This is a genomic window from Piezobacter thermophilus (assembly GCF_055386745.1).
The window spans coordinates 2,298,968-2,314,160 of record NZ_AP042380.1 but is presented as its reverse complement, the minus strand read 5'-3'; the positions used below and the strand labels follow the sequence as shown (position 1 = coordinate 2,314,160).

Annotated in this window: 15 protein-coding genes; 14 read left to right on the top strand and 1 reads right to left on the bottom strand. The window is 65.5% G+C overall.

Going from position 1 to position 15,193, the window contains the following annotated elements:
* Nucleotides 1-73: 73 nt before the first annotated feature.
* The 7 genes from ACZ5CM_RS11190 (at nt 74) to ACZ5CM_RS11160 (ending at nt 6,041) form a co-directional block, all read left to right on the top strand.
* On the top strand, nt 74-379 hold the full coding sequence (locus ACZ5CM_RS11190) for a hypothetical protein (protein WP_464638748.1): 306 nt from the start codon (nt 74-76) through the stop codon (nt 377-379).
* Nucleotides 380-398: 19 nt separating this feature from the next.
* A complete protein-coding gene (hydA, locus tag ACZ5CM_RS11185; RefSeq protein ID WP_464638746.1) occupies nt 399-1,850 on the top strand; it encodes a dihydropyrimidinase in 1,452 nt (483 codons plus the stop codon).
* Nucleotides 1,847-2,278, top strand: a complete 432-nt coding sequence (locus tag ACZ5CM_RS11180; protein WP_464638744.1) for a VOC family protein — start codon at nt 1,847-1,849, stop codon at nt 2,276-2,278. Before hydA ends, ACZ5CM_RS11180 begins: the two co-directional genes overlap by 4 nt.
* Nucleotides 2,275-3,063 carry an ABC transporter ATP-binding protein gene (locus tag ACZ5CM_RS11175; protein WP_464638742.1) on the top strand — a complete coding sequence of 263 codons (789 nt, stop codon included), beginning with the start codon at nt 2,275-2,277 and terminating at the stop codon, nt 3,061-3,063. The genes ACZ5CM_RS11180 and ACZ5CM_RS11175 overlap by 4 nt, the downstream gene beginning before the upstream one ends.
* Nucleotides 3,064-3,141: 78 nt before the next feature.
* Entirely contained in the window at nt 3,142-4,059 is a 918-nt protein-coding gene (locus tag ACZ5CM_RS11170) for an ABC transporter permease (protein ID WP_464638740.1), read from the top strand.
* Between the two features lie 88 nt (nt 4,060-4,147).
* Nucleotides 4,148-4,993: an ABC transporter permease gene (locus tag ACZ5CM_RS11165; protein ID WP_464638738.1), complete on the top strand. Its 846-nt coding sequence runs from the start codon at nt 4,148-4,150 to the stop codon at nt 4,991-4,993.
* Between the two features lie 64 nt (nt 4,994-5,057).
* Nucleotides 5,058-6,041, top strand: a complete 984-nt coding sequence (locus ACZ5CM_RS11160; protein ID WP_464638736.1) for an ABC transporter substrate-binding protein — start codon at nt 5,058-5,060, stop codon at nt 6,039-6,041.
* A 104-nt stretch (nt 6,042-6,145) separates the two neighbouring features.
* Here the strand turns inward: ACZ5CM_RS11160 and ACZ5CM_RS11155 are convergent, their stop codons facing one another.
* Nucleotides 6,146-6,589 carry an Lrp/AsnC family transcriptional regulator gene (locus tag ACZ5CM_RS11155; protein WP_464638734.1) on the bottom strand — a complete coding sequence of 148 codons (444 nt, stop codon included), beginning with the start codon at nt 6,587-6,589 and terminating at the stop codon, nt 6,146-6,148.
* 113 nt (nt 6,590-6,702) lie between these two features.
* Between ACZ5CM_RS11155 and ACZ5CM_RS11150 the strand changes: the two genes are divergently transcribed.
* The 7 genes from ACZ5CM_RS11150 (at nt 6,703) to ACZ5CM_RS11120 (ending at nt 15,116) form a co-directional block, all read left to right on the top strand.
* Entirely contained in the window at nt 6,703-7,845 is a 1,143-nt protein-coding gene (locus ACZ5CM_RS11150) for a type III PLP-dependent enzyme (protein WP_464638732.1), read from the top strand.
* A 47-nt stretch (nt 7,846-7,892) separates the two neighbouring features.
* The gene (locus ACZ5CM_RS11145) at nt 7,893-10,190 is read left to right on the top strand and encodes a xanthine dehydrogenase family protein molybdopterin-binding subunit (protein WP_464638730.1); all 2,298 of its coding nucleotides are present in this window, start codon (nt 7,893-7,895) and stop codon (nt 10,188-10,190) included.
* A complete protein-coding gene (locus tag ACZ5CM_RS11140; protein ID WP_464638728.1) occupies nt 10,168-11,265 on the top strand; it encodes a DUF2235 domain-containing protein in 1,098 nt (365 codons plus the stop codon). Before ACZ5CM_RS11145 ends, ACZ5CM_RS11140 begins: the two co-directional genes overlap by 23 nt.
* A gap of 351 nt (nt 11,266-11,616) precedes the next feature.
* Complete coding sequence (locus ACZ5CM_RS11135) at nt 11,617-12,756, top strand: AAA family ATPase (RefSeq protein WP_464638726.1); 1,140 nt, start codon at nt 11,617-11,619, stop codon at nt 12,754-12,756.
* Nucleotides 12,744-12,974 carry a hypothetical protein gene (locus ACZ5CM_RS11130; RefSeq protein ID WP_464638724.1) on the top strand — a complete coding sequence of 77 codons (231 nt, stop codon included), beginning with the start codon at nt 12,744-12,746 and terminating at the stop codon, nt 12,972-12,974. Before ACZ5CM_RS11135 ends, ACZ5CM_RS11130 begins: the two co-directional genes overlap by 13 nt.
* Complete coding sequence (locus tag ACZ5CM_RS11125) at nt 12,971-13,285, top strand: HNH endonuclease (RefSeq protein ID WP_464638722.1); 315 nt, start codon at nt 12,971-12,973, stop codon at nt 13,283-13,285. The genes ACZ5CM_RS11130 and ACZ5CM_RS11125 overlap by 4 nt, the downstream gene beginning before the upstream one ends.
* Nucleotides 13,286-13,457: 172 nt before the next feature.
* On the top strand, nt 13,458-15,116 hold the full coding sequence (locus ACZ5CM_RS11120) for a terminase large subunit (protein ID WP_464638720.1): 1,659 nt from the start codon (nt 13,458-13,460) through the stop codon (nt 15,114-15,116).
* Nucleotides 15,117-15,193: the final 77 nt, after the last annotated feature.

Sequence of the window (15,193 nt, the reverse complement as noted above, 5' to 3'; positions counted from 1 at the left end):
GGGCTCTGCCCCCGGACCCCCGGGATATTTCCGGCCAGAAAAGGACGCGGAAGTTTTCGGGGACGGCAAGCGCGTGGAGGAACCGGACCGGATAAGGGAGATGATTGCGGCCGAGATCGAGGAGTTCGACGATTCCGGCCGGGCAGGGCGCATGGCGCTGGCCGAGTTCCGCGCGGCACTGACCGAGCCCGAGGCAGTGGAGGTGCAGTTCAGCGGCGGGTTCTGTCAGCAGTGCTGGGCGGTGACGCGACGAAAGGGGCCGTATCGTGTCGTGTTCATGCCGGCGGCCGGGTATTTTTCGCTATGTGTCGAGGGGCCGTTCGGGCCGCTGGACATCGGCGTACATGGGAGGGCGATCGACTGTTTCGGGTCGGTCTGAGAACAACGGGGAGAAGAGGATGTCCACAGTCATCAGGAATGGCACAATCGTCACCGCCGATCTGACCTACAAGGCGGATGTGGCGATCGAGAATGGCGTGATCACGCAGATCGGGCCGGATCTGAAGGGCGAGACCGAACTGGATGCTTCCGGCTGCTACGTGATGCCGGGCGGGATCGATCCGCATACGCATCTGGAGATGCCCTTCATGGGGACCTATTCGTCGGATGATTTCGAATCGGGCACCCGCGCGGCGCTGGCTGGCGGCACCACCATGGTTGTGGATTTTGCCCTGCCCAATCCGGGCGAGGGGTTGCTGGATGCGCTCAAGCGTTGGGACAACAAGTCCACCCGTGCCAATTGCGACTATTCCTTCCACATGGCGGTGACATGGTGGGGCGAACAGGTCTTCAACGAGATGAAGAACGTGGTCGATCGCGGTATCACCACCTTCAAGCATTTCCTGGCCTACAAGGGTGCGCTGATGGTGAACGACGACGAGCTGTTCGCCAGTTTCAGCCGTCTGGCCGAGCTGGGCGGAATCGCGCTGGTGCATGCCGAGAACGGCGACGTGGTGGCGGAGCTGACCGCCAAGCTTCTGGCCGAGGGCAATACCGGCCCCGAGGCGCATGCCTACAGCCGCCCCGCCGAGGTCGAAGGCGAGGCGACCAATCGCGCCATCATGATCGCGGACATGGCCGGCGTGCCGCTTTACGTGGTGCATGTCTCCTGCGAAGAGGCGCATGAAGCCATCCGGCGGGCGCGGATGCAGGGCAAGCGGGTCTGGGGCGAGCCGCTGATCCAGCATCTGACGCTGGACGAGAGCGAGTATTTCAACAAGGACTGGGATCATGCGGCGCGGCGCGTCATGTCGCCCCCCTTCCGCAACAAGAAGCACCAGGACAGCCTCTGGGCGGGGCTGATGTCGGGTTCGCTCAGCGTGGTGGCCACCGATCACTGCGCCTTCACCACCGAGCAGAAGCGCATGGGGGTGGGGGATTTCTCCAAGATCCCCAACGGCACCGGCGGGCTGGAGGACCGGATGCCGATGCTATGGACGCATGGGGTGAACACGGGCCGGCTGACGATGAACGAGTTTGTCGCCGTCACTTCGACGAACATTGCCAAGATCCTGAACTGCTACCCGAAGAAGGGGGCGATCATGGTGGGTTCGGATGCCGACATCGTGGTCTGGGACCCCGAGAAGGAGAAGGTGATCAGCGCCGAAACCCAGCAGTCGGCCATCGACTACAACGTGTTCGAGGGGCACAAGGTGAAGGGGCTGCCGCGTTTCACCCTGACCCGTGGCCATGTGGCGGTGCATGACGGCGAGATCCGCACGCAGGAGGGCCACGGCAGGTTCGTCGCGCGCGAGGCCAATGCCCCGGTCAACCGGGCGCTTTCCACCTGGAAGGAGCTGACCGCGCCGCGGCCGGTGGAACGCAGCGGCATTCCGGCGACCGGCGTATGAAGAAGGCCCTGCCCTCTGCGCCGGACGGGGTGCTCGAGGCGGCGCTTTACGTGGACGACCTGGATGCGGCCGAGGCCTTCTATGGCGGCGTCCTGGGGCTGGAACGGATTGCGCGGCAGGAGGGGCGGCATGTGTTCTTCCGCTGCGGCCCTACCATCGTGCTGCTGTTCCGGGCCGAGGCGACGCGGCGCGCGCCACGCGCGGGCGCATTGCCGGTGCCTCCGCATGGGGCCGAGGGGCCGGGGCATCTGTGTTTTGCCGCCGCCGGCGCGGCGCTTGACGGTTGGGTGCGCCGTCTGGAAGAGGCGGGTATAGAAATCGAGGCCGATTTCCGCTGGCCGAACGGGGCGCGTTCGATCTATCTGCGCGACCCGGCCGGCAACAGCCTGGAACTGGCCGAACCGAAATTGTGGGAGCGGGCAACGTGACAGATTCCAATTCCGTCATCAGCGCACGGGACGTGGACCTGACATTTCAGACTGGTGACGGGCCGGTGCATGCGCTGCAGGGCATCACCCTTGACATCGCCAGGGGCGATTTCGTCAGTTTCATCGGCCCTTCGGGCTGCGGCAAGACCACCTTTCTGCGGGTCGTCGCGGCGCTGGAACAGCCAACCGGCGGCACGATCACCGTCAACGGCATGAGCCCGGACGAGGCGCGCCGCCAGCGGGCCTATGGCTATGTGTTCCAGGCCGCGGGGCTGTATCCGTGGCGAACCATTGCCCGCAACATCTCGTTGCCGCTGGAGATCATGGGCTATTCCCGTGCCGACCAGCAGGAGCGGGTGGGCAAGGTGCTGGATCTGGTCGATCTGGCCGGATTCGGGGAAAAGTTTCCCTGGCAGCTTTCGGGGGGGATGCAGCAGCGGGCCTCGATCGCGCGGGCGTTGTCGTTCGATGCCGACATCCTGCTGATGGACGAACCCTTCGGGGCGCTGGACGAGATCGTGCGCGATCACCTCAACGAGCAGTTGCTGGCGCTGTGGCGGCGGACCGGAAAGACCATCGGCTTTGTCACCCATTCGATCCCCGAGGCGGTGTATCTTTCCACCAAGATCGTGGTGATGAGCCCGCGCCCGGGCCGTATCACGGATGTGATCGAAAGTCCGCTGCCGGCCGAGCGACCGCTGGACATCCGCGACACGCCGGAATTCCTCGAGGTGGCCCATCGCGTGCGCGAGGGCCTGAGGGCGGGGCATGCCTATGACGGGTGACGTGACAGGTCGTGGGGGCCGGGCCGAACGCCGTGCGGGCTTCGGCGCCGGTGGGGTGTCGAAGCAGGAGGGCGGGGCATGAAGTCGGTTCTTGCCGTTCTCAGCGTGGTCGGGGCGCTGGTGGCGGTGTGGTATCTGGCCGCCATCCCGATGAACATCCAGGGTGCTCTGGTCGAGGCCCAGCGTGCCGGCGTGGCGGTCGAGCCCGAGGACGCGGCGCAGCGCCGGCAGATGGGGGGCATTGTGCTGGCGGTGAAGAACCCGCAGGTGATCCCGGCAGTCTGGGCGCTCAAGCGGCCGCGCCTGCCGGCGCCGCACCAGGTGGCGGTGGAACTGTGGAAGACCACCGTGGGCAAGAAGATCACCTCGAAGCGGTCTCTGGTCTATCATTCATGGGTGACGCTGAGCGCCACGCTTCTGGGTTTTGCCATCGGCACCGGGCTGGGAATCGTGCTGGCGGTGGGGATCGTGCACAGCCGGGTGATGGACATGTCGGTGATGCCCTGGGCGATCATCAGCCAGACCATTCCGATCATCGCGCTGGCGCCGATGATCATCGTGGTGCTGTATTCGGTGGGGATACAGGGGATCATACCGAAGGCGGTGATCTCGGCCTATCTGAGCTTTTTCCCGGTGGTGGTGGGCATGGTCAAGGGGCTGCGCAGCCCCGATGCGATGCAGCTGGATCTGATGCGCACCTACAATGCCGGCCGGGGGCAGGTGTTCTGGAAGCTGCGGCTGCCGGCGTCGATGCCCTATCTCTTTGCCTCGCTCAAGATCGGCGTTGCCGCCTCGCTGGTGGGGGCGATCGTGGGCGAGCTGCCGACCGGCGCGGTGGCGGGTCTGGGGGCGCGGCTGCTGGCCGGGAGCTATTACGGCCAGACGATCCAGATCTGGGCGGCGCTGTTCGCGGCGGCGATCCTGGCGGCGGTTCTGGTCGGCATGCTGGGTCTTGTGGAGCGGCTGGTGCTGAAACGCATGGGGATGGTGCGATGAAGGACGCGGTAAGGGGGGGCTCTGCCCCCGTCGCGCAAGCGCGACTCCCCCGGAGTATTTGGGGCAAGAGGAAGCAGGGGGGCGCGGCATGGAGCTGGTGATTGCGGCGCTTGCGGTCTGGGGGCTGGGCTGGTGGGTCAATCTGCGTCTGGCGGCGGGGCAGGCGGCGCACAGCCGGGTCGGCCGGCTGGCGGTGGCGGCGATCTTCGGTGTCACCATCATCGCGGTGTGGGAGCTTCTGGTGCGCGGGCTCGAGGTGCCGATGGTGATCCTGCCCGCGCCGTCGCTGATCGCCCAGCGGTTCGTGGCCAGCACCGACGTGCTTTGGGCCGATTTCGTGCAGACATTTCTGAAGGGGGCGCTGGGCGGCTATGTCATCGGTTGCGCGGCGGCCTTCGCGGTGGCGGTGCTGGTGGATCGCAGCGACTTCCTGCGCCGCGGGCTGTTGCCGGTGGGCAATTTCATGGCGGCGCTGCCGATCGTCGGGACGGCGCCGATCCTGGTCATGTGGTTCGGCTTCGACTGGCAGAGCAAGGCGGCGGTGGTGGTGGTCATGGTGTTCTTCCCGATGCTGGTGAATACCGTGGCCGGCCTGAACGAGACCACCCAGATGCAGCGCGACCTGATGGAGACCTATGCTGCCAGCTACTGGCAGAGCTTTGCCAAGCTGCGCCTGCCGGCGGCGATGCCGTTCATCTTCAACGGGTTGAAGATCTCGACCACGCTGGCGCTGATCGGTGCGATCGTGGCAGAGTTCTTCGGATCGCCCACGCTGGGCATGGGGTTTCGCATCTCGACCAGTGTCGGGCAGCTGGCGCTGGACATGGTCTGGGCGGAAATCGTGGTGGCGGCGCTGGCCGGGACGTTGTTCTATGGCGCGGTGGTGTTGATCGAGCGCAGGGTGACCTTCTGGCATCCGTCGCAGAGGGAATGAGGGGCGGGGCCGTGCAGGTTCTGTCGAGCAAGGGACAACAACCATGCAACAAGGAGAGAAGAGGATGATGAAACGAATTGCCGGAGTGGCGCTGGGCCTTGCCCTGGCCGCCGGGGCGGCCGCGGCCGAAGAGGTCAAGCTGCAACTGAAATGGGTCACCCAGGCGCAGTTTGCCGGATATTACGTGGCCAAGGACAAGGGGTTCTACAAGGAAGAGGGGCTGGACGTGACCATCCTGCCCGGCGGCCCCGACATCGCACCGTCGCAGGTTCTGGCCGGCGGCGGGGCCGACGTGATGCTGGACTGGATGCCCTCGGCGCTGGCGGCGCGCGAAAAGGGGTTGCCGCTGGTCAATATCGCCCAGCCCTTCAAGCGGTCGGGGCTGATGCTGACCTGCTGGAAGGATACCGGGATCAGGAGTCCGCAGGACTTTCGCGGCAAGACCATCGGCGTGTGGTTCTTCGGCAACGAGTATCCGTTCCTTGCGTGGATGAGCCGCGAGGGCATCCCCACCAATGGCGGGCCGGACGGGGTCACGGTGCTCAAGCAGGGCTTCAACGTCGATCCGCTGCTGCAGCGGCAGGCCGACTGCATCTCGACCATGACCTACAACGAATACAACCAGGTGCTCGAGGCCGGGGTGAGCCCCGACGAGCTGGTGACGTTCAAATACGAGGACCAGGGTGTGTCCACGCTCGAGGACGGGATCTACGTGCTTGAGGACAAGCTCGAGGATCCGGCCTTCAAGGACAAGATGGTGCGCTTCGTGCGGGCCTCGATGAAGGGTTGGAAATATGCCGTGGAGAACCAGGACGAGGCGGTCGAGATCGTTCTGGAAAACGATGCCAGCGGCGCCCAGACCGAAGAGCATCAGCGTTCGATGATGGCCGAGATTGCCAAGCTCATCGACGGCTCCACCGGCGAGCTGGACCCGGCGGATTACGAGCGCACGGTCAACACCCTGCTTGCGGGTGGCTCGGATCCGGTCATCACGAAAAAGCCCGAGGGCGCCTGGACGCACGAGATCACCGATCTGGCTCTGAAATAGGGCCGGCCGGAGGCCGCAGGGCATGGCGCGGTCCCGATCACCGGGGCCGCGCTTCTTTTTTCCGGGCATGGAGAAGCATGGATGGGCGTGGCGGCCGGGCGGGGTCATCCCGGACGGGAGGAACGGTCCAGCCGGGTGGACAGGTGGATGAGGCTTTCCGACGAGCGCACGCCGCGGGCCTCGCCGATCCGGTCCAGCGTGTCGTCCAGTTCGGCCGTAGTGTCGGCGCAGACCTGGACCAGAAGGTCGAACCGCCCCGAGGTGGTGTGCACCACCTCGACGCCGGGCAGGGATTTCAGCCGGGCCAGCACCGCCGGGCCGCTGCGCGGCTCGATCGAGATCAGCACCGTGGCCTGCAGGGGCGGGCGCAGGCCGGCGCCCTCGCGCAGGGTATAGCCGGCGATCACCCCGGCCTTTTCCATCCGTTCGATACGGGCCTGTACGGTGGTGCGCGCCAGCCCGAGGCGGCGCGACAGCTCCGCCACCGGCGCGCGGGCGTTTTCCCTCAGAAGGGCCAGAAGTTGCCGGTCAGTGTCGTCGATCTGCATAGTCTGTTCGGCATTATGACAAATCTCTACTATATTCTAGTCGGTCTGATCGGAGAAATCGACGGTGAAACCCCGCATCCTGCGCGCACGACGAGCGAACAGGAGAGGTTTCGATGCAGTATCCCGGCACCCCCTGGACCGATCCGGTCGCGCATCTGGTGCGGGTCGGACCCGATCATCCGGTTCTGTATCTCGCGCCGAAGCAGCTGCATCAGACGGCGCGGCGATTTCTGCGCGGCTTTCCCGGCCTGGTGACCTATGCGGTCAAGGCCAATCCCCGCCCCGAGGTCCTGGAAAACCTGACGGCTGCGGGGATTGCCGCCTTCGACGTGGCCTCTCCGGCCGAGATGCGCGCGGTGCGGGCCGTCAGCCGGGAGGCGGTTCTGCACTACAACAATCCCGTGCGGTCACCGCGCGAGATCGCCGCCGGCATCGAACTGGGCGTGGCCAGCTGGTCGGTGGATGACGAGGCCGAGCTGGACAAGCTGGCGGCCGTGCCGCGCCGGGCCGAGATCGCGGTGCGTTTCGCCCTGCCGGTCGAGGGGGCGGCCTATCACTTTGGTGAAAAATTCGGGGCCGATCCGGCGACGGCGGTCGGGCTGCTGCGGGCCGTGGCGCAGGGGGGGTGGCGCCCGGCGCTCAGCTTTCACCCCGGCACCCAGTGTGAAAATCCGCAGGCCTGGGCCGCCTGCGTGGCCGAGGCCGCGCGGATTGCCGGCCGCGCCGGGTTGCGGATCGCGCGGCTGAACGTGGGCGGGGGCTTTGCTGCCGACCGCCACGGTCGCCCCCCCGATCTGGAGGCTGTCTTTGCCGCGATCGGCGACGCGACCCGTCGCGCTTTCGGCCCGGATGCGCCGAAGCTGGTTTGCGAACCCGGGCGCGCGATGGTGGCCGAGGCCTTCTCCCTTGCCACCCGGATCAAGGCGATGCGCGCGGGCGGGCGCAGGGTTTTTCTCAATGACGGGATCTATGGCGGGCTGGTCGATCTGCGCGACATGGGGCTTACGGGGCGGGTCCGGGTGCTGTCGCCCGAGGGCGTGCCGCGCCGTGGCCGGCCGTTGCCGCGGGTGGTGTTCGGGCCCACCTGCGACAGCCTGGATCGGCTGCCCGACGGGTTGGCGCTGCCCGGCGACTGCCAGCCGGGAGATTACGTCCTGTTCGACGGGATGGGCGCCTATTCGGTGGCCATGTCCACCCGGTTCAACGGCTACGGGCTGGACCGGGTGGAAACCGTCCTGCGCCTTGCTGGACATTGACAGCGTGGGCGTTACCTTGGCCGTGAACAGGTTAACGAGGGAGCGCCATGCAGAAATTCGGGAAAAGCCAGCCGGTGGTGCGGGTCGAGGATGTCCGCTTCCTGACCGGGGCGGGGCGGTTCGTCGATGACATCGCGCCGCCGGGCGCACTTTTCGCCCATTTCCTGCGCAGTCCGGTCGCGCATGGGCGGATCGTCGCGCTGGACGTGGAGGCGGCCCGCATCGCGCCGGGGGTGCATCTGGTGATGACGCTGGCCGATCTCGAGGCGGCCGGGATCGACGTGGCGATGACGGCGACCGTGCAGACCAACCGCGACGGCACGCCGGGGGCGGCGCCGGAACGTCCGATGCTGGCCCGCGACCGCGTGCGTTTCGTCGGCGAGCTGGTGGCGGTGGTGGTTGCCGACACCCCCGAGCAGGCCCGCGACGCGGCCGAGCTGATCGACTTCGAGACCGAGGATCTGCCGGTCAAGACCGATCTTTCCCCCGGCGGCCCGGCGATTCATGCCGAGGCCCCGCTCAACCGCGCCTTTGACTGGGCGTTGGGCGACGAGGCGGCCACGCAGGCCGCCTTCGACGCTGCCGCCCGCATCGTCGGGCTGGAGGTCGTGGACAACCGGGTGATGGCCTGTTCGCTGGAGCCGCGCGGCTGCTTTGCCGAGTGGGACGGGCGGCGGCTGCACCTGTGTTATGGCGGGCAGGGGGTCTGGGGGCTCAGGGCGCAGCTGGCCGAAAAGTTCGGCCTGGACGAGGCACAGCTGCGCGTGACCACGCCCGATGTGGGTGGGGGCTTCGGCATGAAGGCGTTTGCCTACCCCGAGTATTTCGTGGTGGCGCACGCGGCCCGGGTGCTGGACCGGCCGGTGCGGTGGATGGCGGATCGCTCGGAGGCGATGCTTTCGGACAACGGCGCCCGCGACCTGGTGACATGGGCCGAGCTGGCCTTTGACGCCGACAACCGGATCACCGGCTACCGGCTGCAGACGCGATGCAACCTAGGGGCCTACAATTCGCAGTTCGGGCAGATGATCCAGACCATGCTGTTTTCGCGGGTTCTGACCGGGCCCTACGACATTCCCGCCGCCTGGATGCGGGTCGAGGGGATCTACACCAACACAACCCAGGTGGATGCCTACCGCGGTGCCGGCCGGCCCGAGGCGATCTATGTGCTCGAACGCCTCATGGACCGCGCCGCACGCGAACTGGGCGAGGATCCGCTGGAGCTGCGGCGGCGCAACTTCATCCCGTCCTCGGCCTTTCCCTACCGCACGGTGAGCGGCGAAACCTATGATGTGGGCGAGTTCGACCGGGTTCTGACACGCGCGGCCGAGCGCGCCGATCTTGCCGGCTTTGCGGCGCGCCGGGCGGCGGATCGGGCCGCGGGGCGGCTGCGCGGTCTGGGGATCGGTTACTATATCGAAAGCATTCTGGGCGACCCTTCGGAAGGCGCGAAGGTGGAGTTCTGCGAGGATGGCACCGTGAACCTCTATGTCGGAACCCAGTCGAACGGGCAGGGGCATGAAACGGTCTTCGCGCAGTTCCTGTCCGATCAGACCGGCATCCCGGCCGACCGCATCCGCGTGGTTCAGGGCGACAGCGACCGGATTGCGAAGGGCGGCGGCACGGGCGGGTCGCGCTCGGTCACGACCCAGGGCACTGCCACGCTGGCGGTGGTGGATCGCATGATTGCGGCCTTCACCCCCTATCTTGCCGACAGGATGGGGGTGGCGCCCGAGGAGGTGGGTTTTGACGGCGAAACCTTCCGCGCGCCGGGATCGAACCTGACGCCGACCCTGGCCGAGGCCGCCGAGATGGCCCGCGCGGAAGGACGCGCCGATCTTCTGGTGCACGAGGCGCGGGCGAAGCTGGCCGGGCGCAGCTATCCCAACGGCGCCCATGTGGTCGAGGTGGTGATCGATCCCGAAACCGGCCATGTGCGGGTGGACCGCTATACGGTTGCGGATGATTTCGGCAATCTCATCAACCCGATGCTGGCTGAGGGCCAGGTGCATGGCGGGGTGGTGCAGGGCATCGGGCAGGCGCTGAGCGAACGGGTGGCATTCGATGCGGATGGGCAACTGCTCACGGCGTCTTTCATGGACTACGCCTTGCCACGGGCCGGTGACGTCCCCATGATTGATTTTATCCCCGTGCCGGTTCCTTCGACGACAAATCCCATGGGGATGAAGGGCTGTGGCGAGGCGGGGACGGTCGGCGCGCTGGCCGCGGTGGCGAATGCCGTGCAGGACGCGTTGTGGGACCGGGGCGTGCGACAGGCGGACATGCCGTTCACGCCGCAACGTGTGTGGGACTTGTTGAGACATGCCTCTGAAACGGCTGCATAGACGGATTCTGGGATGGCTCGGGCGCCCGCTGAGCGCCGAGCAATCCCCGGAAACGCGCCACCGGCGGCCGCAGACGCATGTCATCATCCTTGACGGAACCATGTCCACCCTGACGCCGGGCTATGAAACCCATGCCGGCGTGCTGCTGCAGCTGTGCCGCGAGATGGGGGCGCAGGTGTCGGTCTATTACGAGGCCGGGGTGCAGTGGAACAGCTGGCGCGACGTGATGAACGTGGTCACCGGGCGGGGAATAAACCGCCAGATCCGGCGGGCCTACGGCTATCTCGCCTCGCGCTACAAGCCGGGGGACCGGGTGTTCCTGTTCGGCTATTCGCGCGGCGCCTATGCGGTGCGCTCGCTGGCCGGGGTGATCGGCCGGGTCGGGCTGCTGCGGGCCGACTGCGCGACCGAACGCAACATCCGCGTGGTCTATCGCCACTACCAGCTGAACCCGGACAGCCCTTATGCCAGGGAGTTCGCCCGGACTCACTGCCACGACGACGTGCCGATCGAGATGGTCGGCGTCTGGGACACGGTGAAGGCGCTGGGGCTGCGCCTGCCGGTGGTCTGGCGCTGGGCTGAGCGCGAGCACCGTTTCCACGACCACCGGCTGGGGCCGAACATCCGCAACGGCTATCACGCGCTGGCGCTGAACGAGACGCGCGAGGTGTTCGATCCCGTCCTGTGGCAGTGCCCGCCGGACTGGCCGGGCCGGGTCGAGCAGGTCTGGTTCCGGGGCGCACATGGCGACGTGGGCGGGATGCTGGACGGGTTTGAACGGGCCCGCCCGCTGGCCAACATCCCGCTGGTGTGGATGCTCGAGCGGGCCGAGGCGCACGATCTGCCGTTGCCGAGGAACTGGCGTGCCCGCTTCTACACCGACGCCACCGCGCCGATGGTGGGGCCGTGGCATGGCTGGGGCAAGATCTTTCTTCTGCGCAGGCGCCGGGTGGTGGGCCGCGACCGGTCCGAGCGGTTTCACGAATCGGTGCCGCCCGAGATGCGGCGCCGCTACTGGAAGGGTCGCACCGATGCCCGCGGGGCAGGGGTCACCCCGCTGGACGTGCCGCGTTGAGATCGATCCGGCGCGGTCGGGTATGCCGCATTTCGCCTCCGGCGCGGTCGGAGAGGCAGTTCGGCGAAATCCTGTGTGCAGGCGGGTCCGGTGGTAGCCCGTAGGGGCCGCAAACAAACAAAATGAAAACAAAGGGTTAGAATGCCCAACCTTGTCGGGTGGGGGTATTGAAAACAAAGCGGAATTTTGGCGTGCGTCCAACCGTCGAAGGCCAAAAGAAAACGCCGCGGCTGTTGGAGCCAGCCACGGCGTTCACAAGGGAAAGCGCCTGTTTTCAACGCTCACCACGGAGAATAACCGACATTTTGTCATCGCAGCAAGCCGCAATCCTGAGTTTGCAGGACGCTTGGCATGACGAAGAAAAATGACCCGATCCGGGAAGCGTTTGCCAATGCCGAGCCGGTCGATAGACCGGCGGACATGGTGCCCATGAGCAAGGTAGTGCGGGATCGCTTGGCCCACATCAAGGGCCAGGTGCGTTCCGCAAACGATGCCCGCCCGAACCTTGATCCCGACTATCTGATCAAGGGCTGGCTGATGGGTGGCGCCACCAGCGTGATCTATGGCCCGTCAAACGTGGGCAAAACCTTCCTGGCGCTCAATATCGCGCAGGCAGTTGCTTCCGGCGCCGAGTGGTTCGGGTGCAAGACCCGCCGCCGCCCCGTTCTCTATGCTGCTGCCGAGGGCGGTCGAGCCTTCGAAAACCGCGTGGCCGCTCTTGGCGGGGCCGAATTCGATTGGATCACGCATCCGTTTGATTTCCACGCAAACGCGATTGACGCCCAGGTTCTTGCCCATCTCTACAATGAGATGAATGCGAACCAGGTTCCGGGGTTGATCATCATCGATACCCTGGCGCGGGTAATGGCCGCCGGGGATGAGAACTCCAGCGTGGATATGGGATTGCTGATCCGCAATGTGGACACGCTTTCCCGCATGACTGGCGCCCACGTCATGTTGATTCACCATACCGGCAAGGACGCTTCCCTTGGCGCGCGTGGGCATTCTTCCCTGCGGGCTGCGATTGATACCGAGATAGAACTGTCCCGCGACGATGAAAGCGGCGTCATATCCATCATGTCCCGAAAACAGCGCGATATCGGGATGGGGCGGGATGCCTATTACAGTCTGGCCGAGGTGCACTTGGGTATTGATCCAGACGGTGATGCAGTAACTACCTGCACGGTTTGCCCGACCGAACCGCCTCCAGCGGAAAAGAAGGACAGGCGGAAACCATTGAAGGGCAACCAGCAAGTTGCTCACCAGGCGCTCCAGGACGCATTGAGGGATCACGGCCAAAAGCGCAGCGGCCCGGATTATCCCGACAAACCTGTGGTTCACATAGACCACTGGCGGCAAGCCTGTGAGACCCACGGCCTGATCGATCCTGACGCACCAGGCGGCGGGCGAATGCGGTTCAGCCGTGCCAAGGAATGGCTATTGGCCGAAAATTACGCCCGCTCCTACGGCGATCACTGGTGGGTGTGCTGATGGCGCAACAGGTGAAAAGATACCCGCATCACCGCAACCAGTCAGGGGTTGCGCTGGCGTATCATTTGGGGGCAACTCCTAAAGGAGTTGACCCCCAGAAAAATGATACACTGATACGCGGCCTCGCATCGGCCGTATCGCTTTCGCTGGCGCTGCAGCAATACAGCCAATACGCGCCCGCTGCGGCGGTGCTTGCCAGCAAATGGGTGCTGCCATGAACCGCTGGCCCTATTGCACCACAGCCTGGCGAAAGCTGCGCGCTGCCAAACTGGATCAGCATTCGCTTTGCGTGATCTGCTTGCGGCGCGGCAAGACGGTGCTGGCCAACACGGTGGACCACATCAAACCGATCAGCCAAGGCGGCGATCCCTTCCCACCGCTGGACCAGCTGCAATCGCTCTGCGCCAGTTGCCATAGTGAAAAGACACACATGCACGACAAGACCCGAGGCAATGCCTTGGGCCGCAGGTTCAAGGGCTGTGATGAAACTGGCCAGCCTATCGACCCCAACGATGGGTGGTGGCGATGAACCGGGGGGCCTTTCAATCACGGGAGATGGACGCGCGCTTAACCAATCGCCCCCACGCGCAAATACTTAATTGGCCTGGAGCAACCCAAGGGCTGGGCGGTTCTGGAGGCTTCAATCTACCGGAAGAACTGCCCAGCCCGGCCGCTAGGACAACGGAAAGAAGGGAAGCGAAATGGGACTGAGAGGGCACGGCGCAAAGCCCAAGTTGATCGTGGACAACCGCCAGGGCGATCTGGGCTTTGGCCTGGAAGAAACCGCGCCCCTGCGCAGCACTTTGCCGTGGGAAACCCCCGGCCTGTCCCGCCTGGATCGTGTGGTGGCGTTCCTGGAGGATTTGCCGATTACCCAGGGGTCGCTGGCTGGAACAAAGCTGAAAATACGGCCCTGGCAGCGGGATTTCCTGGGCGCGGTGTATGCAGAGGATCAGAACGGACACCGCCCCGTGCGCACGGCCGTGCTGTCGATGGCCCGCAAGAACGGCAAGACCCAGCTTGTCGCTGGGTTGGCCTTGGCCCACCTTCTGGGGCCAGAGGCTGAGGGTCGCGGCGAGGTTTACGCCGCCGCGAATGACAAGGCCCAGGCAGGCAAGACCTTCGCGGAAATGAAGGCGATCCTGGAAGAACACCGGGAACTCGGCGCCCGGGTGAACATCATCAATTTCCACAAGCGCATCGAGGTGCTGCACGGCGCTGGCAAGGGGTCGATCTTCCAGGCGCTTTCGGCAGATGCCAGCACCAAACAGGGCCTTTCTCCCAACTTCGTCGTGTATGACGAACTCGGGACCGCGCCAAAGCGTGATCTGTATGAGGCGCTGGATACGGCAATGGGCGCCCGCGACAATCCGCTGATGTGCGTGATCAGCACGCAGGCCGCCAGCGACACGGCGGCGCTTTCCACGCTGATCGACTACGGGGTGAGGGTGAATTCGGGTGAGGTGATGGACCCGAGTTTCCATTTGACGTTCTACACCGCGGGGCCTGACGATGATCCCTGGAGTGAAGATACCTGGCGAAAGGCCAACCCGGCCCTGGGTGACTTCCGGTCCCTGGAGGACGTGCGCCGCCAGGCTGCCCAGGCGCGAAGGATGCCCGCAGCCGAACAGGGCTTTCGCAACCTGATCCTGAACCAGCGGGTGGATGCGCATGTGCGGTTCCTGGCGAAACGTGAATGGGACAACTGCGCCGGGCCGGTGGATTTTGCGGCGCTTTCCGGCCGCCAGTGCTGGGCCGGTTTGGACCTGTCGCAATCCCGCGACCTGACCGCCTTTGTCATGGTGTTTCCTGACGATGCGGGGGGCTTCGATATCTTCCCGCGCTTCTTCCTGCCCGAGCGGGGAATTGCGGAGAAATCAGACCTGGATCGGGTGCCCTATGACGTTTGGGCGCGGCAAGGTTTCCTGACCCTGATCCCTGGCGCCACCGTTGATCCGTCATTCGTGGCCGAGGCTATCGCGGATGCTTGCGACCAATTCGACATGCAGCGCATTGCCTATGACCGCTGGCGCATAGAGGATTTGCGCCGCGAATTGGCGCGCATGAACGTGGCACCACCGCTGGAGCCGTTCGGCCAGGGTTTCAAGGACATGGCTCCGGCGGTCGATAAGGTCGAGCGCCTGGTGGCCGAGGGGCGGCTGCGCCACGCGGGAAATCCGATCCTGACATTCTGCGCGGCGAATGCGGTGATTGAGCAAGACCCGGCAGGCAACCGCAAGCTGGCAAAGAACAAGAGCAGCGGCCGGATCGATGGGCTGGTGGCGCTGGCAATGGCCCTGGGCGGCATGGACCGGGAAACCGTGTCCGAGGTGCCTGGGTGTCTGGTTGGTTTGCTATGAATACCAGGATTTACAGATACCCGAAAAGTAAGGCTGGTCGGGTTCCCCCGACCAGCCGGAGCGCGACGTTCCGCACC